Here is a 25,609-nt window from a genome sequence, read left to right as displayed (position 1 = left end):
TGTAGGAAGCAATTTAGATAGCTCTGTTATTCTTTTTTAGCGTTATAAACGCTTTTCTCGGACATCCTCCTTGCAAACAAGGATGATTGTTGGATAAAATAGACTTCTTTTCATAATCCCTTTACAACGAATCCTTCGACAGGCTCAGGATGACAATTTGGAGAGGTAGTTATTATACGGTAAATAGCATATTTTAATCTCTGTTTGGTCCTCCTACTTTCTACGCCCCTACACGCTCGACATGGTCTTAAATTCGGTCGGTCTCATGTTTGTCAACTGATGGAAATTATTGCTGAAAGCCGCAATATTGGAATAGCCGATTTCGTAGGCAATTTCAGTCATATTGAGATCACTGTCTTTAATCAATTCCATGGCTCTGATAATGCGCAACATTTTTATGTACTGAATAAAGGTGATGTGCAGCTTGGCCTGAAATAGCCGCGTTAGGCTCCTCACGCTCATCCCCCATTGGTTTGCGACACCTTCGAGGGTCAGATTTTCATGTAGACGGCTCCGCAGCGATGCGACAATCGCTTGGAGGCGCTGATCATCGGTGGTCGGAAGCTGAATGGAAAAACGCTTCAGATTTTCTTTCGACAGCACCTTACGTAACGTCGTCAGAAAATCAAATTCCCAAGAACCTGCAAAATAATCGCCCTGCCATTTCTCACTAAAAGATAGCATTTCTGCCAAAAGCTTACTCACCGGATAAATCCCTAATTGATTATAGAATGCCTCCGTATTTTCTCCCGGAAAATAGATATTGATGATATAGAGATCCTGCGTGTTGAACATCAGGTTGTGCGGATAGTTTTTAGGTATCCAGATGTAATGATTGGATGGAATATAGAAATCCTTCTCGGCCGTCTGTAGATAAGCAATACCTCCAAAAACGAGTAATAGCTGTGCTTTATCGTGCTGATGTGCAGGCAAGCGCTGCTCCGTTTGCTGGCGTACCACCAATATAGCGTCTGGATTCTGATCGACACTATTTACAAGTTGTTCAAGAATATCCATATGGCCAAATATAACAAATAATAGGCTAATTATATAAAATGATGATTTCTCGATTGGGATAATTTTGTGTTATAAAGAATTGAATCCCGATGAAACAGAAAGTCATACTTCCAGATAAAGCGCTTGACCTTAGGAAAAAAGAGCAAGCCCGCAATGATATGGTAGCGCCCGAAACCTCAAAGATGCCGGTATCTCCTGAATCGGACGATGCACTAGATTCGGACGAACGACCATTCGCCAACGAGATAGATCTAAACAGCATGTACTGGATTTCGTATGCGAACCCATTGATGCCGATGATTGATTTAACCATTTTCTTTAATGAGGTAAAAAAGTGGTTCATAAAAAGAAGAAAACGTACGCATCATTTATAATTATACATCCATGAAACGCTATACATCAACTCCCCTTTTGGGAGTTCTACTGTTACTATTCGTACAAATACTCCATGCGCAAGATGAAGTACCTTCCCCACTATGGAGCCTAGAAGAAATGTGGAAAGTCGCTGAAGCCCATAACCGCCAATTGAAGCTGTCGGATTTAAACCTACAGCAAAGTGCCTTGGAGGTGCTGGAGGCCAAAGATCGCCTGCTCCCCGAACTGACCATTGGTGGAGATGCCAAGCTAAACACTAAATTCCTCCTTTACGACAATGGGCTATTCGCGGCACCACAAAATGTGCCAGTAAAGGGCTACGGTTACTCGGCAGGCTATAGCCTAAACTACAACCTCTTCAATGGTGGTAAAGACAAAAGAAATATCCAGATGAAGCAGGAAGAAGAAACACACCGTCACTATGAAGACGACCAGCAGCGACACAGCGTAAAATACAGCATTGCCCTTGCTTACTTCGATTTATACAAGTTTATGCACTTCCGTGATTTCCTTGCTGCTGAGATTGCCGCCGAAAACAAGCAGCTATCCCTTATTGAGAGCTTACACAAAAACGGTATTGTACTAAAGAGTGACGTGCTGCGAACGTCGGTAAAACTATCCCAATTGGAATTAAGTCTTTCGGATCTTAAGAAAAAAATAGATTTAACGACGCAACGGCTTAACATCTTGATGGGACGGGATAATGAAGCGCCGTTAGCCATCAGTTATCAACCTATTTTTGAAGCGAAAGCTATAGATACCAGAGACTATAATGATTACCTGGCTATCGCCCTTAACCAATCGCCTGCCTACAAAATGGTGGATAGCGATATTAAATGGAGCGAACTAAATATCAAGCAAATTAAAGCGACCTTGCTGCCCAAGGTGTCTTTGTACTCCAATTACAATTATACCTATCCACAGATTTCCTTTTACCCCTATTCAAATGATTTGTGGGGCTTTGGACAGACGGGCGTTAAGGTTCAATTTTCTATCGACAATCTATACAAAAGCAAGCATACCATTGCCCGAGCAACGGTCATAAACAGCCAAGCTAAAGAAAAAGCGAATAGCAAGAAAGATGAAATCACAATGCAGGTGAAAGAGGCATTCTTGCAACAACAGCAAGCTTTAGAAAGCATAGAGACAGCCGAGAAAAATAGCATCAAAACGGCCGAGACGGTTCGCGTTATCCGAAACAGTTACCTCAATCAAGAATCACTATTGACCGACCTCTTGGAAGCAGAAAACGCTTTGCTGGAGGCCAAATTTAACTTAACGACAGCACAAACAAATTTCAAAGTCAGCCATATCCGACTGCTAGCCATCATCGGAATCCTTTAATACAATGATCATGAACACAAATAAAACAGATAAAATAGTCGTAACGCTAACAAAATGGTTTGGCATCGTCCTTTTCCTAGGAATCCTCATTTGGGCAGCCCTATATCTCTTTCGAGGATACCGCTATGAACAAACAAATGATGCGCAGATAGACGCTTATTTATCGCCTGTCAATGCTAAAGTAGGCGGCTACATCCACAAAATATATTACCAGGACAACCAACAAGTCCATCAGGGCGATACGCTGGTGGTAATTGCCCTTGACGAGTACGGACTTAAAAGAAATGCCGCTTCGGCAGAACTGATGAGCTCGCAGGCTAAGCTGCCCATCTTGGCGGCTAGCGAGGCCACGCAGGCCAAAAGCATCGACGTCATCAAAGCTCAGCTTGCTGGTGCACAGGCAAAACTAAGCCAGCAGCAACGGGAGTTTGAACGCTACACAAAGCTATTGGATGATGAATCGACCACGCCACAAAAGTTTGAGAATGTGCGTACGGCTTTGGCTATTGGCCAAGCCGATTATGAACAGACCAAAGCTTCGCTAGCCGTCGCGGAGTCTAGGTTACATGATTTGAGCGCGCAGCGTAATGCGATAACTGCGGAAATAAAAATTAAGGAAGCCCTCCTTGAACGACAGGAATTGGACATTAAATATACCGTTATTACGGCGCCCTTTGATGGGCTGCTTGGGAAGAAGACCATTCAGGAAGGTCAATTAATACAAGCCGGACAGACGTTAGCCTTTTTGGTAAACATACGTGAAGAGAAATGGGTAATGGCGAATTTCAAGGAAACACAGGTTGGTCATTTCAACGTTGGACAAGCGGTATCTATAGCGGTAGACGCCTTTCCTAACGAAAAGTTCACGGGTATTATAGAGTCGTTTTAACCCACAACAGGCGCTCGCTATTACTTGCTTCCTCCAGACAATGCCACAGGCAACTTCGTGAAGATTATACAACGTATTCCTGTGCGAATCAAGCTGACAGATACACCAGAGAAGTTAGCGAAACTTTCCGCAGGGATGAATGCTCAAGTTTATGTTTTAAAAGATTAATGATGCAAGCACATAAAATTCCGGTTTTCAAACCTTGGGTTTCTGAATGGATGGCTAGATCTGTGATTTTTGCCGTCCTGATGACCTGCCTCTTTGCTTTCGCCTTTTACGGAAGTCCCCTTGCTGTGATGGGTTATTATGGCATACAGCCGACCGATGTACAGTATGGCATGATCGTCATCTATGGCTCCACAGTCGCCTTTCTGGCCCTAGACTTTCGTATAGTCAAGTATTTTGCACCAAAAAAATACTTATTAACGGCTCTCGCCATCAATGCGCTATGCTCCATCATCTGTTTCCATAGTAAAGATTGGACCGTGTTTATCGTCTGCCAGTTCATCCAAGGAATTACCTGCGCTTTGCTGTCGGGCATCGTGCTGCAACTCACCTTCCCACGGCTCGCCTCTACACGTGCACGTGTAATTGGCTACACGCTACTCTATGGAAGCATCCAGATATCCGTTCCTTTCTATTCCATCTATGCTAGTATCGTGCTTTACTTTCAGGACTTCAACTGGATTTTTTACGGTTTCAGCATCATGCTTATCGCTGTAGCAGTAACGGTCATGCTGACGATGAATGGCCAGGCTCGGTTTACCAAAAAGATACCGCTCTATCAGGTGGATTGGTTCGGCTATCTATTTTATGTATCTTTTATTTTGACCCTCGGTTACCTATTAATCTATGGGCGCCAGCTGGGCTGGTTTGACAGCCCAATAATCCAACGGCTGACCTTTGCAGATCTTACGCTGCTTATGCTATTCATCTGGAGGGAATCGAGGCTTAAACGTCCTTTGATTAACCTACAAATTTTCAAGGTTAAGAATTTTGTCGTCGGCCTACTCTTACTTTTTGTGTTTTACATTTTCAAAGGAAGCACCGGACTTACCTACGGCTATCTAGAGGTTGTGTTAGGCAATGACCCATTCGGCACCATTCCGATATGGACTGCTGTTATTGCTGGAACTTCCTTAAGTATGTTTGTTACGGCTCGATTTGTACTGATGGGCTATAACCTTATCCTGATGATTATCGTCGGTTTTAGCATCATGGCTTTGTACTATGGGTATATGCTGCTTTTTATTTCCGTGCAAGGAGAAACGGCCGACTTTATCCTTCCCTTGTTTATCTATGGCGTTGCTACAGGCGTTTTGTTTGTCCCTATCGTTTCTTTCACCAGCTCGGCAGCGCCGCCAAAGCTAGCCTTGCATGCTTCGCTGATTGGGATATTATCCCGCTTCACGGGGTTTACGGCAAGCCTAGCACTTAATAATGAGCTTCAGCTGTTCTCCAAATCTGCCGTTCGCGAGAAGCTGCGCGAAACACTAACGGAAACGAACCCGCAATTGCCCCTAACCTTATTGGATATACAGAATCAATATAGCAATGCGGGCAGCGACATGTATACCGCTAAAGGGGCTTCGAATATATATTTCACGAAGCTAATAGGCCAACAGATTGTTGCTCGCGCGACGCGCGACTATTACGACCTGATGCTGGTAGGTTTAGTTTGCGTTATTCTGCTTCTGCTCATTCTTCCTCAACTTCAAAAGGTTGTTTTGCGCTTAAAAAAGGGAACCATCCCTTATTAAAAGAAGTATTCACAAACAGGAAACCAAGCAAATCATACGATAATAAAAACAACAAACCATGTTGACGGTCATGGTTTGTTGTTTTATGCGAAAAAGTTTATTGGGTTAATTTCAATTTCATCATGATATCAGTCTGCTCATCATCTCCTAATTTGAAAATATGCTTATCAAACTCAACAAATCCATTTTTCTTGTAAAAACTAATAGCTCGAGGATTCTCTTCCCAAACCCCTAACCAAACATATTCAAGTCCCTTTCCTTTCCCAATCTCAAGGGCTTTCTTATAAAGAATTTGACCTACATTCTTGCCATGAAAATCTTTTAAAACATAAATACGCTCAATTTCAAGCGCTTTATCATCCTTTAATTCTGTTTGTGAAGCTCCAAAATTGACTTTTAAATAGCCAATAATAGCGTTATCCAATAAAGAAAAATAAAATTCGGAATGCTCATCCTGTAGTTCTTGTAACAATTTTTCTTTCGAAAGACCTTCAGCTAAATATTGGGCTATATTTTCTTCTGTATTTACTGCAGCAAATGTTTCTAAGAATGTTTCCTTTCCAATTTTTTGCAATTGTTCAATATCATTCAACGTAACTTTTTGTACGATTATATTTTCCATCTTATTTTTTATTAACAAAGATCCAAAAGGAGATTGAATAAATTTTTTACAAATGATAAAAAAACACGCATTTTAATTCTATAAAACACAATCTAAAGAAAGACAAACAATTCGCAATTATTAATATTATCTATGCATAGATTCTTGTGAAATAACGTATAATTAGCAAGATTTGGATTTTATCCCCTTTAATTAATAGGGATATTGCAGCTCAAAAATAGACAAGATGGAAATTAAGAATTGTTCACTAACTGATGTAGCTGAAATTTTATCGCTTTATGAGGCGGCAAGGAATTTACAAATTCAGCGAGAAATGGTCGTTTGGCCGTCCTTCGAAAATGCTTTCATTGAAAATGAAATTCGGGAAGAACGACAATGGAAAATAGTTGATGGAAGTACCATAGCTTGCAACTGGGCCATTACTTTTGCTGACCGAGAAATATGGGGGAATAAAGATAAGAATGACGCTATTTACATTCATCGTATATGCACAAACCCGAACTTACGCGGAAATAGATACATTGATAAAATCGTAGCATGGGCAATAGCATATGCCAAGCAGCTTGGTAAACGCTATGTGCGTTTAGACACCTTAGGCAACAATACCAAGCTTATTGCACATTACACATCGGCAGGATTTGATTTCTTAGGCATAGTTGAATTAACGGACACACTGACCTTACCAGCGCATTACCAAAAGGAACCAAAATGTTGCCTTTTTGAAATCGACTTGCAAAACAGAAACTCTTAGCGGATTTTTAATAACAACTACTCCAAAGCCCTTCTAATATACTATTTCTAGGAGAGGCTTTGGAGTAATTCACAAAACCTCGCCAATCTAAGCCAACAGATCCATTAATTTCCCCCCCCTACTGCCATAGGTGAAGAATACATATGACCACGCTCTTTTAAGGAAAAACCTTATATATATCTTCTCTTTTTACAAAACGAGCCAATTCAATCTTATTATCGTCTTTATAAAAGCCCAGCCGATAATCTCCAGTTCTCCAGCGATAAACGGAAGAATAGCCTTTTATTTTTTAACATTTCTGAGTTCTTCTAAAGAAGATGATTTCTCTAGGTCAACGATAAATTCTTTGATTTTGGTTTTCAATCTTTTATCATTGAGTTTGCTAATGTCAACAAGAAAACTTCTTAAAAAAACAACTTCCATTAGTCCAAAGCACTCATTACGTCTTCACGACTTACGACATCCTCTCTATCCGACTGCTGCATCAACAATAACAAGCCTAAATCTTCCTTTTCCTCATCAGACAATGATTTTAACCGTTCCTTTTCCTTTACTTCTACATAAAAGGAAATAGCTTTTTCCATAAGAGATTTAACGCTTGTCTCTTCGAACGCGGATAGCAGTTTCAATTTTGTCAGTACTCTTTCATCCATATCAATGTTCTTTCTCATATCTTTAACATTACATTAAACCAAATACATACATAATATACACAAAAAACTAATTACACCTAAAAGTTCAACGATTACCAATAGACATTTAATCCCTAGATTCGACTTATGCTAAGCCCCTTTTAACAGCCCAAAACCTATACCCCTATGTTAATTAGGAAGAAAAAATGCTGATACTTTATTTCAGATCAAACCGCCCTTATCCTTTAGACAACCAATATCGACCTATGGATAATACATCAAAATATTTGACTGTTATTGCTTTCCTTTTTTTTATTTTTACGTAGCAAATATATTTTCAAGAATGTAGTAATCAACTCATTGCTACTACTTAAATATACTAACAAAAACAGATAGCGTAAAGATTAGATTGGCGTATGCGAAATACACGTATTAAATTAGATGATTACTCTTTAAACAAAAGTATAAAAGCAAGGTAATGAATATAGAAGAACTGCGCGCATACTGCCTATCACTTCCACTAGCGACAGAGTATATGCCTTTTGCTGATGAGTATCTTATTTTCCGTATCTACGACAAGTGGTTTGCAGTTATTCCGCTCCAGGATACTGAATTGAAGATTACGGTGAAGTGTGACCCCGAACGAGCTATCGAACTGCGCGATCGTTTCCATAGCGTGAATCCTGCTTGGCACTTCAACAAAAAATATTGGAATAGTATTCTACTCAATGACGATATGGATGATACGGCCGTCAAGCAGTGTATACGTGATTCTATTGAAGAGGTGCTGAAAAAGCTATCAAAAAAACTTCGCCTGGAATATGATGAAGCACGGGCGAATCAATCGAACAAAGCTGTTTAACATAAAATTTTGAAAATCATGAGCAATAAAGACATTGTAAGAAGGTTCAACAAGGAGGTTATTGAACAATCCAATCATGCGACATTTACGGAACTTATGCACCCTGATTTTGTGAACCACACCGCCCCTGCCGAAGCAAATGGCGCCGATGGAATGTGGCATACATTCACCAAGATATTAAAACCTAGTTTTCCTGATTTGGAGGTTATTATCCATGACCAAATATCCGAAGACGATAAAGTAGTAACCCGAAAATCAATCTGCGGTACACATCGTGGAAAATTGTTCGATATTGAACCTACAGGAAAGGTGATAAAAATTGATATTATCGATATCGTACGCCTAAAAGATGGCCAGTATTTCGAACATTGGGGAATCAATACGCTACAAAGTGTAATTAAGGAATTAGCTACCCCGTAAAAAGGTAGCTATTGAATCGTAGCAGCGCTTATTAAAATAGTGCGCTTATCGCCTACGTGGTGCTGATCTTGTATGCGGCCTAACGTAAGTCCCATTCTTTCGCGTATATCCTTTTACATGTACACTTTCCCCCGATGAGGATGTGCTATAGGATTTTTTACTTCCACTTACGGAAACCGTAAACACCAACTTCCCCTTCCTTAGAAAATAAATAATATATTTAACATGCCCAATTGCCCGAACACCTTTTCCTAAAAAAGGTATAACACACTCAATAATCAGCGCAACAATGGGAAAACTAACGATACCTCTACTTAAAACATTATGCATCTTCTTCATGGGAATACAAAGTGTATACGGGCAGCAATACTTCGTGTTGGATGAAAACAGTAGTCAATACAGCAGCAAGTCGTACACGCTAAACACAGCGTCCTTGTATACAATCAAGGCGGAGATAGCGCTAGTTAATATCCTACTTACCGAGCCCCTTAATTATAAGGGAGCTGAGGAGCAAAACACATTGGTACTTTTTTCGGTATTGCCAGACTTAATAGAAAAAGAAAATTGGACAGCGATAAATTTAGACACTATTCAAGACAAAATTCTTTCTACAGGAAAGTTACGCCTACTAAGTCAACAGTCCTTACTACAACTATTTGATTTCAATTACGGAGATAAAACTAAATATTGGAATGAATACAAGCTCATCGTTAAGCGCGGTGAGCAATACTTCGTGGCAAAAAATTGCTTACTTCAATTTTTTGCGATTCGCAACCGACCAAACATCTTCACCAATACTTATGGAACGATAAACACTGACCAAACGCCTATTTCTATTGTAGCATTTAGATCTATCTTCAAAAATACCTACTCTTATGCGAACTTCCCGTTGAACTTACCTCCCAACGATAGCGGCTTTGACAGAAGAAGAGATCGTAGAGAATATCTCTCTAAGGAAATAACGCTAAACGGTGCCTCCCGCTTTTTTCAATTCTGGACCTATACCGATTGGGGACAAACGATTATTGAATCCGTAGATCCCAATCCACGCGGTGTTTTCGCTTACGAAAGAGGAATTGACCGCTTTATCTACCATCCAGAACACTTAATTGTGGGAGGATCATTTGATTTTTACTTCTATTATTACCGCAGAGAAACAGGAATGAAAGCTGCCCAATTCGATGAAAATATAAATGCAGAGAAAGTCATTATAGCCGATGAATTACAGGAGAAATAAGGTATAGAATGGTTGTTTTAGATGTAAATAGGCATTCTGTCTCTATTTAAGAATTTCGATTAAGAAACAGCCATACGATTTGTCGATTAGTTGACTAAAAAATAAGAAATAACTAGTATCAAAATTCCAATTAACGTGATAACTAATTTCTGATGTCCAACATTAATAGTCCATCCTAAACCATTTTCTTTTTTAACAAAAAATAAAGGATTAGCAGGGTCTGAATAAAATAATCCGAAATAAGTCTTCTTCATGTTCTTGATAGTTTTGCCTAATGTACCAAATATTAAAGAATAAACTCAATTTGGACATTGAATATTCCCCTTACCCACAGGAGGCGAAATAAAAAAATCGGCACAGCCCCATTATCGACAAATGTGCTGTACCAATCTTCCTAAGGATACTTATTTTTTATTATTAATACGCCAGCCGTCATGTATCCATTGTTCGGCGAAACGTTGTTGTTTTTCCATATCCCATTTTGTATCACGCTCAAAAGATTGAACAGCACCATCAAAACCTACATATACCCATACATAATCATTGAGCGATAATACTTAAATTTAGATACAGCGAGGGTTGTTTTTTCACCATTAATGACAGGTATGAATAACCAGCTAAAACAAAGCAAATAGCTAGAAGGATGAAATGGTAGACTGCTCCGTTTTTTTTTAACCTTTAAATATTATCCTTTACTTTTCTTCTGTGACTTATCATCCCATTTAGTAATTGTTTCCAAGACAGAATAATACTTTTGAAAATATAGGTTAAGCGGTAAACAATATTAATAGGAAATTTATTTAGAATTTTTCTTGAGAAATAATGATACTATTGACCGAATTATAAAATTAATATTTGAAACTATTTTGGACACGGATGGTATCATTAATCGTAAGTACTTTTTTTATTACATTTGTTAAGAACGAAAGTGTCGATTGCATAACAAAAAAATATCAAAGATAATAACGTATGCTTTACTCGATTTCAAATAACAAATCCACATCAGGTTTCCCCATTGACACAAGGAAATTATTCATAATACTTTCCGGAGTTTTCCTCTTTATCATAGGTATAACGATTTTTCAAGACTTTTTGGAGTCAAAGAGAAGTGGCTACGCCTTCTACCTCAGCGAATCCCTGCTGTTTAAAACCGTTTGGTTTTTGTTCGTTCCGATATTAATGACTCTGTACCGAAGATTAAAGAATGAGACATTGTATGGTGTTACCAAAATTTTCATATTCATTATTTCACCTGTTGCAGCCCACCTTTTCATTTTACCTTTTGTTGCTACTATTTTGTCTATGTTTTTCTATGAAGGGGAATACGACTTATTCAAATTCTTTTCCTATACGATGGCACAGGATTTTTATAAATTGGTCATTGTCTACACCATCTTTGTCTTGGGCTCCAGATATTTTTCAAACCCAGCCCTTAATACAGCTATTATAGAAAGTAAATTTTCGTTAGACACAATTATCATCAATAACGGAAAGGATAATATAATAATAAATGTACAAGATATTATGCAAATTACGTCTGCCACACCTTATGTATGCATTCATCTTGAGAATAAGAAATATTTACATTCGGAAACGCTAAAATCTATTTGTGAACGGTTGGATGCAAATATCTTTGTCAGAATACACAAATCCACCGTAGTAAACATGTCAACAGTTGTTTCGTTCAAATCCCGATTAAATGGCGACTATGATTTGCAATTGATAAATGGAATTTCCGTAAGGTTAAGTCGTACCTATGCTACTGATTTTAAAAATCAATTTAATACAGGTCATCGGGTTGGCATATAAACTCATCAGCTAAGACGATTTGATTTTCATGCTCTTTTTCGTATCCATAATATTGTCGATAAATACATTTAAAAACGACAAGCTATGGATTTTAAAATCAGAGTTATTCCCTTATTACTATTAACGATTATATCGAGTTTAACATCATGTAAGGCACAAAGCAAAAAAAAAGTTGGTGGAGCTTGCGATGGGTGCGAAGCAATCTATGAATATGAAAGCAAAATATTGTATTCAGTAGACACCCTTCCCGAATTTCAACAAAATGAACCCAAATTGAAAATATCGGGTACCGTTTTCAAAATGGATGGTATAACGCCAGCAGAAAATGTTATTATCTATATATACCACACTAACAGACAAGGTATTTATGAAACCAAAGGAAATGAAACAGGTTGGGCTAAACGACATGGGTTTATTCGGGGCTGGGTCAAAACGGGAAAAGACGGCCTATATACGTTCTATACATTCAGACCCGCTCCATATCCCGATGGTAGCGAATGCGAACACATTCACATCACGATAAAAGAATCTGACAAAAATGAATACTACCTTGACGAATATCTGTTTGACGACGACCCATTATTGACTCCAAGCATAAAAAACACATTGAAAAACAGAGGTGGTTCAGGGATTGTAAGCCCACAAGCTGAAAATAAAATTCTGACCATTAACCGAAATATTATATTAGGTAAAAACATTCCGAATTATGAATAAGATATTCTATTTACCTGTCTTTTTGTTCATATTTTCTTGTACAGGCAAACACACATCTGATGCACCTAAAGCGATAGTAAATCCCGTAATTGAAAACAGCGAAGATGTGAAAGCCGACACGCTAAGAGTGAATATTCAAAAATCTGGAATCCAGTGGATTGCTACCGAGATGCGGGGAATACGGCGTCGTAAAGGAATCCTTTCATTTGGAAATGGTTTTTTTCTAATGAGGAAGAATGAATTAGTCGGTGGAAACTTCATCGTGGCAATGGAAACCATGGACGTAACTGATATTCCCACAAACGAAAAAATTGCCCGAAACAATCTGCTTAACCATCTGAAAAGCGTTGACTTTTTCAATGTTGTAAAGTACCCACAATCATTATTGGAGCTAACCAATATTCAAAAAGTTGGAATTGATAGCCTTAGAATTTCTGGGAACCTTTCTATAAGAGAAGTTACGAAGAATATAGAATTTTTCGCTCATCAAAATGACAGCATTTTTAGAGCAAATTTCACGTTTAATCGGTTTGACTGGAATATTGCTTACAAAGGAAATTGGGCTGACAAAACCCTTGTGGACAAAGACGTAGAACTGAAAATCGAAATAATAACTGAACCCCGAGTCAGGAAGAACCGACCGTGATGAAGACCTACTTCAGGTTAAGCAAAATTGATGCCTGACAAATTTATCATTGATACGAATTTACAAAATATAAAAGAATAAACTCAATTTAGACATTGAATATTACCCTTACCCACAGGAGGCGAAATAAAAAAATCGGCACAGCGCCACTATCGACAAATGTGCTGTACCAATCTTCCTAAGGATACTTATTTTTTATTATTAATGCGCCAGCCGTCATGTATCCATTGTTCGGCGAAACGTTGTCGTTTTTCCATATCCCATTTTGTATCACGCTCAAAAGATTGAACGGCACCATCAAAACCTACATATACCCATACATAATCATTGAGCGAGGAGCGATAGTACTTAAATTTAGATACAGCGAGGGTTGTTTTTTCACCATTAATATTGATGCTATCATCATGTCGTGCATTCCACTGCTTTTTGAGTTCAGCCGCCAGGCCAGCATCGATTCTATTTAAGAATCCAAGCGCTATTTTTTCGGCTTCCTCGTCGGGCAGTAGTTTTGCATTTGCATACTTCTTATCCATATTGATAAAACCCAATATTTTCTGGTCACGCTCCCCAACTAGGAAAGAAAAATGTTCACCTTCGAGACCTTTATTTTCATCTTTTTCATACCGAAAAAGATAAGCTGATACGGTATCTATCTTTACTTTATTTACGGACACAAACTTGTAAACAGCAGGAATTTCTATCTGTTCTTGGAAGGCCGTAAGGAAAGGCTTGGCTTCAGTTAAAGAAACCTTTTGTGCCTGAGAGAAGTTTATTGTCATTAGATTTGTTGTTAAAAAGGTGAGTACCACAATTAGGGTAAATCCATGTGTTCGTTTATTTTCCATTATTATCTATTTAGATGATTTGGTAGCTATTAAAACGGGCCTTTGGCGCGGTTTAATCAGACGTCGAGCTGCAAAAGCTTCCTAAGCGAAAATATATCCGCTTTATGAGGAGCCTGCTCCCTAGCCTAATTCGGTAATTAAAGAGGGCTAATTTTCTAATTTCATGATGGGGAATATTAAAGTTTATAAAAAAATCTTTCCCTTTTAGCGAACAAAAGGATAAAACATGCTTCGGGGCGAAAAGCACGAATGTACAATTAAGACAATAAAAGTATATTTAATACAAAAATTGTAATTAATCTACAATTGTAAAGTAAAGGCTTTATTTCTATATTAGCAACATAAATTGAAAATAAATTACAAAATGAGTAAATCAACTACAGCTACAGACCTATCGTTTGACTATGAATTTCTAGACAAACTGGTTGTTGGTATTGGCGAAGTTTCTCAAATAACAAGCATTCCGACACGTCAGATTCGTTATTGGGAGGAGAAAGGCATCATCGTAAGCCTTACGGAAGAAGAAGGAAAAAACAGACGATACGATTATAAAAACATCAAAAAGATGTTACTTATCAAAGAATTGTTGGATGAAGGCTACACGCTTGATGCATCCGCAGAAAAAGTAAAAAAACGTGCTGAACTAATTGAGCAAACGCTTAACAAGTTCAAAAAAGCCCCCTAAATTTACCTCAAGGCCTATGCAGCTATTGCCATCAGCAGATCTTCAGCCCTACATCAAGCACTATCTATTTTTAGCGAGTGCAACGGATAGCCTAAAGCAGCTACGCCTGTTTTCTGATGGCCATGCAGGTATGGTTTTCTGCTTGAGCGACAGCCCTATTTTTATTGACCAAGCGAAGCCACTACCGCCCTCCTTCCTGTATGGGCAGGTGGACGCTTTCAAAGACTTATACATACAGCATCAGTTTTCTATGGTGGCTGTCGTTTTTAAACCCGATGGTCTGTTTAATTTATTGGGCATTTCGGCCCATGAATTGAGGGATAGCATCATTCCGCTGCAAGATATCGTGGGCCACAAAAGCAGGCTGCTGCAAGAAGCGTTGCTGGAGCAAAAGCAACTGACAGCGCGGCTTAATACCCTCAACACCTTCTTCCGAACGTTTGCGCAGGTTCAAAAAGACTATGGCCATACGCTTGTTGCGTCCTCTTTAGCTTTCATTGCGGAACATAAGGGAAATGTCACCGTGCAACATTTGGTTAAGCATACCGGCTATACGGAGCGTCATATCGAACGTGCCTTTAGTGAATCTATTGGGCTGAGCCCGAAGAAATTTACCGGTATCGTGCAGCTCCACGCCTTCCTCAAGCTACTGCAACAAAAGGCGCACTTAGGCAATATGACGAGCCTATCGGCTGAAGCTGGTTATTTCGACCAGTCGCATCTGATACGTTCCTTCAAAAGATATACAGGCATAACGCCATCCACCTACCTCCATCAAACCCACCGCTTGGCAATCAATTTTATGGAGTTTCAAGAAAGTAAAGTACCTATGTCGGGTTTGTACAATTTATCGAAATAGATAGCCCATAGTTTTGTCTTTCACCAGACAAGAAAATATGGAAAATCTTAAAATAGCAACCGCCCAGTTCGAACATAAAAGCGGCGACAAAGCCTATAACTTATCCGTTATTGAGCGGCTGGCGCAGCAAGCTTCCGCCGAAGGCGCAGACGTTATCGCATTTCATGAATGCTCCATTACGGGCTATACTTTTGCACGCAATTTAAGTAAGATGCAAATGCTGGCGCTAGCCGAATTGGTGCCCGATGGCGATAGCACGCAAAGGCTTATCGAGATCGCAGCAAAGTATGACATCGTCATCCTTGCGGGTTTATTTGAAAAAGATGAAGACGACAATTTATATAAACCGTACATCTGCGTAGACAAGAACGGCTTAATCGCGAAACATCGTAAGCTGCATCCTTTTATAAACCCACATTTGACGCCTGGCGATAGCTATACAATTTTTGAAATTCAGGGATGGAAATGTGGTATTTTAATATGCTATGACAACAACATTATCGAGAATGTACGGGCAACGAAGCTCCTCGGTGCCGATATTATTTTCATGCCGCATGTCACCATGTGTACGCCATCATCTCGTCCTGGCGCTGGATTTGTGTATCCACAGCTATGGATAAATCGAGAGAACGACCCTACTTCCTTGCGCCTAGAATTTGACAGTATGAAGGGACGGGCATGGCTCCTGAAATGGTTGCCTGCGCGTGCCTACGACAATGGCATCTACGCCGTGTTTTCCAACCCTATTGGGATGGATGACGACCAGCTGAAAAATGGATGTGCGATGATTTTAGACCCTTTCGGGGATATCCTTGCGGAATGTAGAACATTTGAAGACAGCTTTGTGATAGCAACAATTACAGCCGAGAAACTGGCGCAGGCCGGTGGTAGCCGCTATCTACAAGCACGAAGACCAGACTTATACCGTTCGATCATCGGGAAGGAGCATACGCCTCAACAAAAAGTAGTTTGGTTGCATAGCGACGAAAAAGATAAAAAGTAGCTTTTTCCCGCCTTGCGGATGATTATTGTACTATAGCTGAAATTGCGGCGGTCGCTGTTGCAGACCTGCATACGTAGCAATTTCAGCTATACGCTTTTGCCGTGTTTCGGGCCTTTTGGCCAGCACCAACCATTGTAATAGCATCTTGCGCATACTCTTGCTCAGACTTAAAAAATAGTCTTCAGCACCTTCAACCGCAGCAAGGGCTACCGTTAAATCCTCGGGAACGACAAGCGCTTCTACCTCATCTAAAAGGGTCCACGAACCATTTTCCTTAGCCACAGCGATAGCCTTTAGGCCTGCTGCCGTCATCAGCCCCTGCGCTATCAATGATTTAACCTTCTCTTTATTGATTTTCGACCAGGTACTTTGCGCCTTTCGGCGACTAAAGAACTGATGTGATGTTTCCGCATCCATCTTGATTTTCTTACTATCAATCCAGCCAAAACATAAGGCTACATCTACGGCCTCGCTCCAGGAGATGCTAGGTCTTCCCGACGACTTGCTATGAAAGACAAGCCAAACAGCCTGCTTTGAAAGATGATTTTCTTCAAACCATTTTCGCCACGCTGTTAGGCTCGTCGGATAAAAAACGTCTGTTTCTTGCATGAATTACTTGACAACCGTTGCTTCCAATTCTATAGTTAAAGTTGCAAATAATTCTTTAACACCTAGTAATGTTGTCGCCTGTTTGATGCCGTATTTTTGAATAAAAGGTCCAAAAACATCCATACAGCTGACGAAAAACTCTTGCGTAGAGGTCGTATATACATTTAGACGCACGATATTTTCGCATGCATAACCAGCATTATCGATAAGCTCCTCCAAGTTTTTAATAGCATGAATGAGCTGCGTGCGCATATCGGCAGCGCTAGGTATGCCTTGTGCATCGATGGCCACCTGCCCTGAGCAGTACAAGGTTCCTGTTACGTTTTTCACTTCTACAGCCTGCACTGTATTCGTCTGTTTCCCCCATTCCCAAGGGTCAAAAATTTGCTTTTCCATTCTTTAAACTTTGTTTGTGTATTGATACCACAAAAGTAAATGGCGCTCAGGACAGCCTTATGTCAGGGGTATAAACGACTATTAATATTTATCGAAATATTCTTGCAGAGTCATCTTGTGGGGTTCAAACGTATCGGATAGAATTTCCAGTTTTTTGATTCTATCGAGACGAAAGTAGCGAAAGGTTTCGCGCAATCGGCACCAGGCCACGAGTAGCCAATTTTCGTTGGTACTCAGCAAGGCGAAAGGCTCTATTATTCTTCGGGTACTACTTCCCTGCTCGTTGGTATAGTCGATCGCGATGGGCTGAAAATTCGTTAGCGCCTGTTGAATTTGGGAAATATTGTCACTGTTCCGCTCTCTATTCAAATTTTGGTCAAAGCGCGTACGTTCAGCAAGGAGATTTGCCTTATCCTTTTCGGCCTGCCGGAGAACCGCCTTTATCTTGTCTACCGCTTCGGTATAATCTTTAATAAAAGAAGCATCTTTATTTTTGAGCACCAGCTGCTCCGCGAGGATCAACGCATTGGCTTGACTTTCCGAAAACATAATCGGCGGAATCTTATAACCTTCCATCAGGCTGTAGCCCTTTCCCTCTTCGGTGAGAATCGGCACACCAGCCTGCTCTAGCGCCCTGATATCTCTATAGATGGTGCGTACACTAACTCCAAATTTTTCGGCAAGGTTTGGGGCCGTAATCAGCCTTTTGGTCTGCAATTGTATTAAAATAGCCGTAAGCCTAGACAGCCTTTTCGTATCGTTATCCTTCATGTTGTGGTGCGCTAATTGGTTAGGGGTCTACTGACTTAAATCATGCTCTATATTGTATTTACATAGCGCAATCTGCTTCTTCATGGCTTTAAGCTCCTTCATCTTTTCATCTATTTGAAGCAGTTTTAAGTTAAGCACGGTAATCTTGGCCGCTTTGCTGATTTCTTTTTTATACCAAGCATCAATGACTTCCTTTATCTCCGCAAGGGTAAAACCGACAACTTTAGCCATCTGTATAAAACGCAGCTTGTCGATCACCTCATCCCCGTAATACACATAATTATTGGTCGTCACATCCATTCTCGTTTTACCAGAAAAAAGACCTGATTTCTCATAAAATCGAATCGTCCCGATGGGTATGCCTGTCTCTTTCGAAAGCTGACTTATTAATTTCATGGTGTATGTATTAAAAAAATGACAAACCATGAAGTATACTTCACACTTGTCACTTGCAAAAATAGTCTTTAATTTCGCTATCAACAAGTCGAGAATAAAACATAAAGAAATGGATATAGCCTATACAGATGAAGCCTTAATCAAGCACTTACCGGGCTTCAGCAATCACTATACAACAGTCAATGGGCACACGCTACACTACGTGATGGGTGGCCAAGGAACACCTTTACTATTAATTCCAGGATATCCCGAAACGTGGTGGGCTTATCATAAAGTCATGCCCTTGCTCGCAAAGCACCATCAAGTTATCGTGGTGGATATACGCGGTATGGGAAGCTCAGCGAAGGCGCCTGATGGTTACACCAAAAAGAATATGGCGAAAGATCTATTTGAGCTTGTAGAGGTGCTAAATCTAGGCAAGGTAGCTATTGGCGGTCATGATATCGGCGCACATGTAGCGTTCAGTTTTGCCGCAAACTACCCTACGGCTACCGCTAAGTTGCTGCTGCTAGACACGCCACATCCTGATGCAGGGATGTATCAACTGCCGATGCTCCCTATTTTGGGAGCCAACTACGTATACCCGTGGTGGCTCGCCTTTAATCAGGTGAAGGACCTCCCCGAACAGCTATTAGAAGGACGTATGGATATCGTCATTGATTGGTTATATCAGTACTTGCTTGTGGAGCCTACAGCGGTTAGTCCTTTTGACAAAGCTATATTCACGGCAGCCTACAACAGTAAAGAATCTATTCGCGCAGCGAATGCTTGGTATCAAGCTTTTCCGCAAGACATTGAAGATGCTAAATCTTATGCGAAAGTAGCGATGCCTGTATTGGGCATTGGTGGCAGCGGCTATGCCCTATTGGAAGCTTCTTTGCCGCATACCGCTTTAGATTTCCGATTGGAGAAAGTAGAACCTTGTGGTCATTTTCTATTGGCAGAAAAGCCTACGGAAACGGCTCAATTTATCTTGAATTTCTTAGCTGGTTAATCTTTTTCTATAGATGCCGAGGGGAGCAAAATGCACTATTGTTCCCCTATTCAATCCTTATCCGGTAGAGTGCTTACCGTTCGCCCAAGATAGCGGCCAGCACCTGCTCTTTCAAGTTACGCGCGATGGGCAATTTATAGCTCGCGATAAGCAACTGATTGCCTTCGATAGCATCTACTTTTGTCCTGTTCACCATATAAGATCGATGGCTAGAAATAAAGCTATCGCTAGGCAGCTGCGCGGCCAATTGTTGTAAGCTGCTGTAAGTTATTTCCTGCCCATGTACCGTTTGTACAAGGCTGTAATTTCCCATCGCTTGCACAAACAATATATCGTTGAAATATACTTTTTTGAGTTGCTTATCGACCTTCACAAAGATATGATCATCGGCTACTGCCTTCACAATCGTAGATGTAGCGGAATTGGCCAACTGCATCGTGTCAAAAGCCCGATTAGCAGCTTTGAAAAAGCGATCGAACGATACGGGCTTTAGCAGGTAATCGATCACTTCCAGTTCATAGCCCCGTAAAGCATACTTCTCATAGGCCGAGATAATAATAATTTTGGGCGGATTGCTGAGCGTCGCTATAAAATCAAGGCCTGTAATTTCGGGCATTTCAATATCCAAAAAAATAACATCTATTTTCTCCTTTCTCAGCAGCTGATTAAGGGACATCGCGTCCTCACATTCGCCGACAAGGCGAAGAAAATCTATCTTCTCTACATAAGCAACGATACCCTTGCGTGCAAAAGGCTCATCATCTACGACCACACATCTAAGCTGTTCCATACCCTATATCGTAATTGTTAATTCGGCAATAAAGCGCTGCTGCGCTACCTTTGTGTTCAAGGTGTAGCCATCACCGTATAATAAGTCTAGTCGTTTCCTTAAGTTCGCTAAGCCTGCACCCCCATTTGCTGCTGGCGAGGCAGGAAATCCGGCTATCTGATTTGGTCGATCAGCCAATGTATTGCTAACTATAAAAATCAATTTATGTGCATCCTTTTTCAGCGATACGACGATTTCCTGCTGTCCTCGTACATATTTAAATGCATTCTCCAATAGCGGCTGGAAGATAAGCGGATATAGCGCAAGTCCGTTCCAGTCGGTTTCAAATTCTGTTTTTACCACCAGTCGTTCCGTCAGCCGCTGCTTTTGAAATGCTATGTAAGACTGCAAAAAGGTGATTTCCTCTAGCATGGACACCTGTGCATCGGCGTTATAAATTTGATAACGCAATAATTCAGATAGCTGCTCTACACTGTTCTTCGCCAAGCTGTTTGTCTCATCAATTTGAAAATAAATCGTATTCAAAGCATTGAAGAGAAAATGTGGATGATATTGATTTTTCAGCAATTGCAATTCGGTATCTAACTGATCGGCTTTAAGCTTCTCCACATATAGGTTGTTCGTCGCCAGATTTTTATTGATAATTTCCGTTCGCAGCAGCGTATAATAGAGCAACAGCAAGGGAATATAGGTGGCATTCATAATGATGTAGTCAATAAAACCGTCGCCCATGTAGATAAGACCACGATTTTCTGCCGATAGTGCAACAACATTGATAATCACAATAAGCTGGAGCACCACCAATGCATATTCCTTGAAGGGACTACCGTATATTTTGTTTGGCGCTTGAAAAATGCGCTGTAGTTTTCTACGAAACAAAAAGGCAATAAAGTAACAAGCGACGACAGAAACAGCCATCGCGCTGGCATGCATCTTAAATCCGCCCGACCAAAACTCATCTTTCTTAGTCAGATCTGTCACGATGCGCAGGATATTGAAAGATACAATCCCCCATAAGCCAGGAAGTATATGACGCATTGAAATCATGCTATGCTTTATTTAAACTTAGTAACCGATACGATTATTTTCCTCTAGGCGACTTCCATCGCTATGATTTTTCAAATTGGCTTTTGTTCCCTTGCTCAACCGATACGAAAGGCTTATGCCCACTGCGCGGCTGTCATAGGTTTCTTGGTATTGTCCATTCATAAAATCTCCGATAAGGTGTATCTGCGGACGGTTAGTTTTACAGATATCGTTGGCATAAATATACAAAGTAAATTTATCTTGAAACAAAGTTCTACGCAAGCCTGTATTTATCGACCATATAGAAGAAATACGTGCCTGCCCCTCTACGGAAGAGCCACTAACAAAACCGTTGACTTCAAAATTTAACTTGAAGGGCAGCTTTATTTGATTTTGCAACTGAAGGGACGGTGTTAAGCGTTTATTTGTCTTTTGCGTCACATCAGACAGCCAAGCAAAGCTTTTATACACGAGGTTAGCATTGGCCTGTACCTGCCAATAACGGGCTAATGTGATGTTGGCCGCATTAAAACGTAATCCTAGGCGATAGGCATCGGCCAAGTTCAGCGGCATCACTACCGCAATATTTTCACCCACTAGATTATAACTCTTTGTAATCGGGTCCTCGCTCATACTGTAGAACATATTAAAGGAATAGGCATTTTTAAATGTCCATGTCAACTCGAGGTTATTGATAAACTCAGGCCGCAAGGTCGGGTTTCCTTTTTCATAGAGATACGGATCATTGAACTCCACGAAGGGATTCAAATCACGAAAATTAGGTCTATTTACACGCCTATTGTAGTGTAACGATAGATTTTGCTGCTCCGCAAAGGCATAGCCAACGGTCATATTTGGAAACAGGTTATGGTAGGAACGTGCGATAGCTGCATTGTCCCCTATGGTGCTGCTGGCCACACTTTCAAATTCTGCATTTTCATAGCGTAGTCCGAGGTCGATGTTTAGCCTATCGGACAAACGGTATTGCGACTGCATAAAAAGAGCCTTCAGGTACTCCTTATGTGCAAAGCTATTCGCTAAATCTGGATTGTCTTGCCACTGATCGTTTACAAAGTCTTGATAGATGGAGTTTGTTTCGATATGAATACGGGTGTATTTACCACCCAGCGTTGTTTCCCAATTAGGACGCATCCTAAAGCGGTATTTGCTCTGCAAGGTGTTGATGTTTACATCGCCATGGGTGCCTCCGCGCAGTGCCGATTGCACAGGATTCATCCTATCATCCCGAAATGAATATGAATTCAGCTGCTGCTGGTCGTCTTGTTTGAAGAGCTGCCTGTCGACATAGGTTTACCAACTAGAATCATCAGCAAACTGAAAGGTAGCATGTCCGCCAACAGATAGGTTTTTAAAACGATGCTTTAAGAGATTGTCAGTTTTCAATACAGAATCGGGTATTGCTTGATCATAGTAAAATAAAGAATTAACCCGCTCGTCCTTGCTACGATTTGTGTTATTGACTAAAAGATAAGTCCCTAAGCGTAGCACTTTTGTAGCGATATAATCAAGCTGTCCTTTATAGTAATGATTTGCATAAGGCTTCCTTCTTTCTGCGTCCATATCCAACTGCAGAGGCTTCTGTCCGCTTGTCGGCGCCGTATTCAAGTAGCGCGATGAGGTAAGATCTAGCAGGTCTGTTCCTTTTGAAAAAGAATAAACATTGGATAGTTGTACCTTATTTAAGTTGGCTTCCACAGCAACATTATGATGCATACGGTATTTTTTGCCCTGTTCATAATTGCTACCAAGCACCGCGCTAATACCTTTGCTAGGTTGGCTATTTCGCTTCAAGTTGATAAACCGTGCGCTGCCCGCTGCATCCAATTCGGCACTGGGCTGGTTGATCAGCTCCACGATAGCGAGCGAGGCGGCCGGAATGGAACTTAAGTAAGCAATAACGCTCTCACCCGTCATAAAGTTGGTTTTGCCATCGATAAGGAGTTGGACGCCTTCTTCCCCATTTAGGCTGATCTTTCCATTGGGCAATATGATTACGCCAGGCATCTTCTGCAATACATCTAGGGCGCTCCCTAAAGTACCAAAGGAAGACTTACTCAGGTCGAAGCTCAATTTTCCGGAAGACAATTTAATCGGGTTATTACGACCTACAACCTGTAGTTCATCGAGCGTGACAACCTGCTTCTCCATGACCACCGTTGGCAACTGCTGGAGGCTATCTGCTAACGCGATGTTTACAGACTCATAACCTTCTTTAACAAAGCTTAGCTGGTATTTGCCGGATAGCAATTTTACTACTTGGTAATAGCCGTCCACACCGCTTACTACCGGAACTAAAGGCTTTGCGCGCTGCTCATCCTTTAGCTCAACGTTAACACCTTGTATTCCAAAACCAAGTCCATCTACAATTCGACCTTTAATTGACGCTTGTCCATAGCCGTCAAAAAGCCTATAAACGAGAAGAAAAAGTAGAATAATAATACGTTTTAATGTCATCCAGTTTTTAATTTCTTCCGAAGCTATACTACAGGAAATACTTTCTATATTTTTTTATACGGATGGTAAGAAATAAGGGATGAACGGTCGGGTAGCAATAAAAAATCTAGAAAATAGAGGCTTAAAAATTAATAGATCTCGAAGAAACAAAAAAAAGTGGCTACATTTAGCGGTAACAAACCAAACCATCATGATTCTCGAAGTCGCTACGCTTAATATTATCCCTGGAGAAACGGAAAACTTTGAAAAAGCTTTCGATACAGCGAAAGCAATTATCGCCTCCATGCCGGGCTACATTGGCCATGAGCTACAGAAATGTATAGAGAATGACCATCAGTATATACTACTGGTGAAATGGGAAAAACTAAGCGATCATACCGAAGGGTTCCGCCAGTCTGCAGCATACCAAACATGGAAAGCGCTGCTTCATCATTTCTACGACCCTTTTCCAACGGTACTTCACTACGAAAGTTTGTAGAATCTACGGCATAAAAAAAGCCTTACCCACTTAACAAAGCGAATAAGGCCATCCTTATTGAGGAATTAAACTAAGGGTACTAATGCTATATTTTATTTGCTTCGCTTGAGCATGGTAAATGGATTGAAGGATACACCTACGTTAAAATAGAAAGGCGTATCAGCATTTACCTCAGCTACAGGTTTATCAAAAGAATCTTCCTTCTTGAAGGCACGTCCACGTACTAAAGAGCGTACACCAGCCTTTCCAGTAAAGACAAAATGCCCCAGCGCATGCTCATACATTAAGCCGGAGTTGATATCAATCTGACGATATTCATACTTCTGGGCCGTTGCATCTGCATTGTACAGGTAAAAGGAATTTACATTTAACTCAGACCCCATCGAAATCCTTCCGGTATGGCTAAATACATGCTTGCGCAAGTAGGCGCTTTTTGGTAAGGTAAGATCAACGATAAATCCGCTATTAAATTTATGTTCATAGGTAAACACGGGAATCACGGGAATCTGCGTGCTAGGGTCGATATTGACCATCACCCCGATTGCCATTTTGGTTTGCAGCGTACCTTTCAATACCATCACGGCCGACGCAAGCCCTTTAACACGTTCTAGATGCTGCTCACTCCCATCCACAACAACACTCGCATTGTAGATCATCCGTTTTTTGAAAGCTGAAGAAAAATAAGAGAAGTTAAGCGATGAAGAAAGGTATTGAAAATCCTTATCTAGGGCGGCAGGCCTATCGGCAGTAGCCTCACTCCCTTCCACCTCCATATGTGTGTAGCTATAGTTGTGGGTCGTACTCAAGAGCCAATTTTTCCTTTTCACCCAATGAATATTCATATTTGCTTTCGCCTGATAATAGGTATTCATTTTTAGTTCGGGACCTTCTACATCACCTTTCTTGATGTTGAAATTATGGGCTGCCGTACTGTAAAATTCCATATTTAAAGGACGAGCCATCGCAAACTTATCGATCACATATACCATAGCTTTCTTGGGTTCGCTAATGCTATCGCGTGATGCCTTCTTTAAACCAGTATCTTGCTGCTGGGCAAACGATGGCCTTAGGCCTAATAGCATCACGACAAAAAGTGTCGCAATTTTTATCCTTCTCATATTTTTGAATTTTGTTTTTTATCCGGTTGAGGTGTGACTATACCCACAGTTCCCTAATCAGAACGACACAAAAAAAGAAATAAGAA

Annotated in this window: 28 protein-coding genes and 2 pseudogenes; 17 read left to right on the top strand and 13 right to left on the bottom strand. The window is 40.5% G+C overall.

Going from position 1 to position 25,609, the window contains the following annotated elements; genetic code table 11:
• Window positions 1-228: 228 nt before the first annotated feature.
• Entirely contained in the window at window positions 229-1,017 is a 789-nt protein-coding gene (locus WH223_RS17305; protein WP_340049095.1) for an AraC family transcriptional regulator, read from the bottom strand.
• A gap of 89 nt (window positions 1,018-1,106) precedes the next feature.
• Here WH223_RS17305 and WH223_RS17300 point away from each other — a divergent pair, with 89 nt between their 5' ends.
• The 5 genes and pseudogenes from WH223_RS17300 (at window position 1,107) to WH223_RS17285 (ending at window position 5,385) form a co-directional block, all read left to right on the top strand.
• Entirely contained in the window at window positions 1,107-1,391 is a 285-nt protein-coding gene (locus WH223_RS17300; RefSeq protein WP_340049094.1) for a hypothetical protein, read from the top strand.
• A 10-nt stretch (window positions 1,392-1,401) separates the two neighbouring features.
• Window positions 1,402-2,736 (top strand): TolC family protein, encoded by a 1,335-nt coding sequence (locus tag WH223_RS17295; RefSeq protein ID WP_340049093.1) that lies wholly within the window; start codon window positions 1,402-1,404, stop codon window positions 2,734-2,736.
• A gap of 10 nt (window positions 2,737-2,746) precedes the next feature.
• Window positions 2,747-3,625: an HlyD family secretion protein gene (locus WH223_RS17290; RefSeq protein ID WP_340049092.1), complete on the top strand. Its 879-nt coding sequence runs from the start codon at window positions 2,747-2,749 to the stop codon at window positions 3,623-3,625.
• A gap of 12 nt (window positions 3,626-3,637) precedes the next feature.
• A pseudogene (locus WH223_RS20145) lies at window positions 3,638-3,793 on the top strand (HlyD family secretion protein); the annotation flags it as partial.
• The gene (locus WH223_RS17285) at window positions 3,793-5,385 is read left to right on the top strand and encodes an MFS transporter (RefSeq protein ID WP_340049090.1); all 1,593 of its coding nucleotides are present in this window, start codon (window positions 3,793-3,795) and stop codon (window positions 5,383-5,385) included. The pseudogene WH223_RS20145 and the gene WH223_RS17285, both read left to right, overlap by 1 nt.
• A 97-nt stretch (window positions 5,386-5,482) precedes the next feature.
• Here WH223_RS17285 and WH223_RS17280 read toward each other — a convergent pair whose 3' ends face one another.
• A complete protein-coding gene (locus WH223_RS17280; RefSeq protein WP_340049089.1) occupies window positions 5,483-6,007 on the bottom strand; it encodes a GNAT family N-acetyltransferase in 525 nt (174 codons plus the stop codon).
• 226 nt (window positions 6,008-6,233) lie between these two features.
• Here WH223_RS17280 and WH223_RS17275 point away from each other — a divergent pair, with 226 nt between their 5' ends.
• Complete coding sequence (locus WH223_RS17275) at window positions 6,234-6,758, top strand: GNAT family N-acetyltransferase (RefSeq protein WP_340049088.1); 525 nt, start codon at window positions 6,234-6,236, stop codon at window positions 6,756-6,758.
• Between the two features lie 422 nt (window positions 6,759-7,180).
• Here the strand turns inward: WH223_RS17275 and WH223_RS17270 are convergent, their stop codons facing one another.
• Complete coding sequence (locus WH223_RS17270) at window positions 7,181-7,429, bottom strand: hypothetical protein (protein WP_340049086.1); 249 nt, start codon at window positions 7,427-7,429, stop codon at window positions 7,181-7,183.
• Window positions 7,430-7,868: 439 nt separating this feature from the next.
• Here WH223_RS17270 and WH223_RS17265 point away from each other — a divergent pair, with 439 nt between their 5' ends.
• The 6 genes from WH223_RS17265 (at window position 7,869) to WH223_RS17240 (ending at window position 13,078) form a co-directional block, all read left to right on the top strand.
• Window positions 7,869-8,252: an MmcQ/YjbR family DNA-binding protein gene (locus tag WH223_RS17265; protein WP_340049085.1), complete on the top strand. Its 384-nt coding sequence runs from the start codon at window positions 7,869-7,871 to the stop codon at window positions 8,250-8,252.
• Between the two features lie 18 nt (window positions 8,253-8,270).
• Entirely contained in the window at window positions 8,271-8,672 is a 402-nt protein-coding gene (locus WH223_RS17260) for an ester cyclase (protein ID WP_340049084.1), read from the top strand.
• Window positions 8,673-8,961: 289 nt separating this feature from the next.
• Complete coding sequence (locus WH223_RS17255; RefSeq protein ID WP_340049083.1) at window positions 8,962-9,909, top strand: hypothetical protein; 948 nt, start codon at window positions 8,962-8,964, stop codon at window positions 9,907-9,909.
• A gap of 969 nt (window positions 9,910-10,878) precedes the next feature.
• Entirely contained in the window at window positions 10,879-11,718 is an 840-nt protein-coding gene (locus WH223_RS17250) for a LytR/AlgR family response regulator transcription factor (RefSeq protein ID WP_340049082.1), read from the top strand.
• Window positions 11,719-11,802: 84 nt separating this feature from the next.
• Window positions 11,803-12,432: a dioxygenase family protein gene (locus tag WH223_RS17245; RefSeq protein WP_340049081.1), complete on the top strand. Its 630-nt coding sequence runs from the start codon at window positions 11,803-11,805 to the stop codon at window positions 12,430-12,432.
• Window positions 12,425-13,078 (top strand): YceI family protein, encoded by a 654-nt coding sequence (locus tag WH223_RS17240; RefSeq protein WP_340049080.1) that lies wholly within the window; start codon window positions 12,425-12,427, stop codon window positions 13,076-13,078. Before WH223_RS17245 ends, WH223_RS17240 begins: the two co-directional genes overlap by 8 nt.
• Window positions 13,079-13,266: 188 nt before the next feature.
• On the opposite strand, the gene WH223_RS17235 is transcribed toward WH223_RS17240, so the two are convergent.
• Window positions 13,267-13,923 (bottom strand): hypothetical protein, encoded by a 657-nt coding sequence (locus WH223_RS17235; RefSeq protein WP_340049079.1) that lies wholly within the window; start codon window positions 13,921-13,923, stop codon window positions 13,267-13,269.
• Between the two features lie 364 nt (window positions 13,924-14,287).
• On the opposite strand from WH223_RS17235, the gene WH223_RS17230 reads away from it, so the two are divergent.
• From WH223_RS17230 to WH223_RS17220, 3 genes are read left to right on the top strand one after another with little or no spacing between them, the layout of a single operon-like run.
• Window positions 14,288-14,608: a MerR family transcriptional regulator gene (locus WH223_RS17230; protein ID WP_340049077.1), complete on the top strand. Its 321-nt coding sequence runs from the start codon at window positions 14,288-14,290 to the stop codon at window positions 14,606-14,608.
• 16 nt (window positions 14,609-14,624) lie between these two features.
• Complete coding sequence (locus WH223_RS17225) at window positions 14,625-15,467, top strand: AraC family transcriptional regulator (protein ID WP_340049075.1); 843 nt, start codon at window positions 14,625-14,627, stop codon at window positions 15,465-15,467.
• Between the two features lie 37 nt (window positions 15,468-15,504).
• A complete protein-coding gene (locus tag WH223_RS17220; protein WP_340049073.1) occupies window positions 15,505-16,470 on the top strand; it encodes a nitrilase family protein in 966 nt (321 codons plus the stop codon).
• A gap of 30 nt (window positions 16,471-16,500) precedes the next feature.
• Here WH223_RS17220 and WH223_RS17215 read toward each other — a convergent pair whose 3' ends face one another.
• From WH223_RS17215 to WH223_RS17200, 4 genes are all read right to left on the bottom strand, one after another.
• Window positions 16,501-17,079, bottom strand: a complete 579-nt coding sequence (locus WH223_RS17215) for a YdeI/OmpD-associated family protein (protein ID WP_340049071.1) — start codon at window positions 17,077-17,079, stop codon at window positions 16,501-16,503.
• Window positions 17,080-17,082: 3 nt separating this feature from the next.
• Entirely contained in the window at window positions 17,083-17,475 is a 393-nt protein-coding gene (locus tag WH223_RS17210) for a RidA family protein (RefSeq protein WP_340049070.1), read from the bottom strand.
• Between the two features lie 81 nt (window positions 17,476-17,556).
• The gene (locus WH223_RS17205; protein WP_340049069.1) at window positions 17,557-18,246 is read right to left on the bottom strand and encodes a helix-turn-helix transcriptional regulator; all 690 of its coding nucleotides are present in this window, start codon (window positions 18,244-18,246) and stop codon (window positions 17,557-17,559) included.
• Window positions 18,247-18,273: 27 nt separating this feature from the next.
• Entirely contained in the window at window positions 18,274-18,642 is a 369-nt protein-coding gene (locus WH223_RS17200) for a MerR family transcriptional regulator (RefSeq protein ID WP_340049068.1), read from the bottom strand.
• Between the two features lie 28 nt (window positions 18,643-18,670).
• Here WH223_RS17200 and WH223_RS17195 point away from each other — a divergent pair, with 28 nt between their 5' ends.
• Window positions 18,671-19,636 (top strand): alpha/beta fold hydrolase, encoded by a 966-nt coding sequence (locus WH223_RS17195; RefSeq protein ID WP_340049066.1) that lies wholly within the window; start codon window positions 18,671-18,673, stop codon window positions 19,634-19,636.
• Window positions 19,637-19,709: 73 nt separating this feature from the next.
• Here the strand turns inward: WH223_RS17195 and WH223_RS17190 are convergent, their stop codons facing one another.
• The 4 genes and pseudogenes from WH223_RS17190 to WH223_RS17175 form a co-directional block, all read right to left on the bottom strand.
• On the bottom strand, window positions 19,710-20,426 hold the full coding sequence (locus WH223_RS17190; protein WP_340049064.1) for a LytR/AlgR family response regulator transcription factor: 717 nt from the start codon (window positions 20,424-20,426) through the stop codon (window positions 19,710-19,712).
• A 3-nt stretch (window positions 20,427-20,429) separates the two neighbouring features.
• The gene (locus WH223_RS17185) at window positions 20,430-21,473 is read right to left on the bottom strand and encodes a sensor histidine kinase (RefSeq protein ID WP_340049063.1); all 1,044 of its coding nucleotides are present in this window, start codon (window positions 21,471-21,473) and stop codon (window positions 20,430-20,432) included.
• A gap of 18 nt (window positions 21,474-21,491) precedes the next feature.
• A pseudogene (locus WH223_RS17180) lies at window positions 21,492-22,730 on the bottom strand (outer membrane beta-barrel family protein); the annotation flags it as partial.
• Window positions 22,731-22,763: 33 nt separating this feature from the next.
• Window positions 22,764-23,927, bottom strand: coding sequence for a TonB-dependent receptor (locus WH223_RS17175; RefSeq protein WP_340049062.1), 1,164 nt, complete (start codon window positions 23,925-23,927; stop codon window positions 22,764-22,766).
• A gap of 190 nt (window positions 23,928-24,117) precedes the next feature.
• Here WH223_RS17175 and WH223_RS17170 point away from each other — a divergent pair, with 190 nt between their 5' ends.
• Window positions 24,118-24,405: an antibiotic biosynthesis monooxygenase family protein gene (locus WH223_RS17170; RefSeq protein ID WP_340049060.1), complete on the top strand. Its 288-nt coding sequence runs from the start codon at window positions 24,118-24,120 to the stop codon at window positions 24,403-24,405.
• A gap of 92 nt (window positions 24,406-24,497) precedes the next feature.
• On the opposite strand, the gene WH223_RS17165 is transcribed toward WH223_RS17170, so the two are convergent.
• Complete coding sequence (locus tag WH223_RS17165) at window positions 24,498-25,523, bottom strand: hypothetical protein (RefSeq protein WP_340049059.1); 1,026 nt, start codon at window positions 25,521-25,523, stop codon at window positions 24,498-24,500.
• Window positions 25,524-25,609: the final 86 nt, after the last annotated feature.

Source organism: Sphingobacterium sp. MYb382 (genome assembly GCF_037572665.1).
Classification (GTDB): domain Bacteria; phylum Bacteroidota; class Bacteroidia; order Sphingobacteriales; family Sphingobacteriaceae; genus Sphingobacterium.
The sequence above is the reverse complement of the archived record's forward strand: the minus strand, read 5'-3'. Positions and strand labels throughout refer to the sequence as shown.

Coding starts and splice junctions, on each gene's coding strand:
- WH223_RS17275 (WP_340049088.1), top strand. CDS start 6,234: ATGGAAATTAAGAATTGTTCACTAACTGATGTAGCTGAAATTTTATCG.
- WH223_RS17185 (WP_340049063.1), bottom strand. CDS start 21,473: ATGATTTCAATGCGTCATATACTTCCTGGCTTATGGGGGATTGTATCT.
- WH223_RS17200 (WP_340049068.1), bottom strand. CDS start 18,642: ATGAAATTAATAAGTCAGCTTTCGAAAGAGACAGGCATACCCATCGGG.
- WH223_RS17210 (WP_340049070.1), bottom strand. CDS start 17,475: ATGGAAAAGCAAATTTTTGACCCTTGGGAATGGGGGAAACAGACGAAT.
- WH223_RS17215 (WP_340049071.1), bottom strand. CDS start 17,079: ATGCAAGAAACAGACGTTTTTTATCCGACGAGCCTAACAGCGTGGCGA.
- WH223_RS17230 (WP_340049077.1), top strand. CDS start 14,288: ATGAGTAAATCAACTACAGCTACAGACCTATCGTTTGACTATGAATTT.
- WH223_RS17280 (WP_340049089.1), bottom strand. CDS start 6,007: ATGGAAAATATAATCGTACAAAAAGTTACGTTGAATGATATTGAACAA.
- WH223_RS17175 (WP_340049062.1), bottom strand. CDS start 23,927: ATGACATTAAAACGTATTATTATTCTACTTTTTCTTCTCGTTTATAGG.
- WH223_RS17290 (WP_340049092.1), top strand. CDS start 2,747: ATGAACACAAATAAAACAGATAAAATAGTCGTAACGCTAACAAAATGG.
- WH223_RS17220 (WP_340049073.1), top strand. CDS start 15,505: ATGGAAAATCTTAAAATAGCAACCGCCCAGTTCGAACATAAAAGCGGC.
- WH223_RS17235 (WP_340049079.1), bottom strand. CDS start 13,923: ATGGAAAATAAACGAACACATGGATTTACCCTAATTGTGGTACTCACC.
- WH223_RS17270 (WP_340049086.1), bottom strand. CDS start 7,429: ATGAGAAAGAACATTGATATGGATGAAAGAGTACTGACAAAATTGAAA.
- WH223_RS17225 (WP_340049075.1), top strand. CDS start 14,625: ATGCAGCTATTGCCATCAGCAGATCTTCAGCCCTACATCAAGCACTAT.
- WH223_RS17170 (WP_340049060.1), top strand. CDS start 24,118: ATGATTCTCGAAGTCGCTACGCTTAATATTATCCCTGGAGAAACGGAA.
- WH223_RS17295 (WP_340049093.1), top strand. CDS start 1,402: ATGAAACGCTATACATCAACTCCCCTTTTGGGAGTTCTACTGTTACTA.
- WH223_RS17260 (WP_340049084.1), top strand. CDS start 8,271: ATGAGCAATAAAGACATTGTAAGAAGGTTCAACAAGGAGGTTATTGAA.
- WH223_RS17285 (WP_340049090.1), top strand. CDS start 3,793: ATGATGCAAGCACATAAAATTCCGGTTTTCAAACCTTGGGTTTCTGAA.
- WH223_RS17265 (WP_340049085.1), top strand. CDS start 7,869: ATGAATATAGAAGAACTGCGCGCATACTGCCTATCACTTCCACTAGCG.
- WH223_RS17240 (WP_340049080.1), top strand. CDS start 12,425: ATGAATAAGATATTCTATTTACCTGTCTTTTTGTTCATATTTTCTTGT.
- WH223_RS17245 (WP_340049081.1), top strand. CDS start 11,803: ATGGATTTTAAAATCAGAGTTATTCCCTTATTACTATTAACGATTATA.
- WH223_RS17300 (WP_340049094.1), top strand. CDS start 1,107: ATGAAACAGAAAGTCATACTTCCAGATAAAGCGCTTGACCTTAGGAAA.
- WH223_RS17165 (WP_340049059.1), bottom strand. CDS start 25,523: ATGAGAAGGATAAAAATTGCGACACTTTTTGTCGTGATGCTATTAGGC.
- WH223_RS17250 (WP_340049082.1), top strand. CDS start 10,879: ATGCTTTACTCGATTTCAAATAACAAATCCACATCAGGTTTCCCCATT.
- WH223_RS17255 (WP_340049083.1), top strand. CDS start 8,962: ATGGGAAAACTAACGATACCTCTACTTAAAACATTATGCATCTTCTTC.
- WH223_RS17190 (WP_340049064.1), bottom strand. CDS start 20,426: ATGGAACAGCTTAGATGTGTGGTCGTAGATGATGAGCCTTTTGCACGC.
- WH223_RS17195 (WP_340049066.1), top strand. CDS start 18,671: ATGAAGTATACTTCACACTTGTCACTTGCAAAAATAGTCTTTAATTTC.
- WH223_RS17205 (WP_340049069.1), bottom strand. CDS start 18,246: ATGAAGGATAACGATACGAAAAGGCTGTCTAGGCTTACGGCTATTTTA.
- WH223_RS17305 (WP_340049095.1), bottom strand. CDS start 1,017: ATGGATATTCTTGAACAACTTGTAAATAGTGTCGATCAGAATCCAGAC.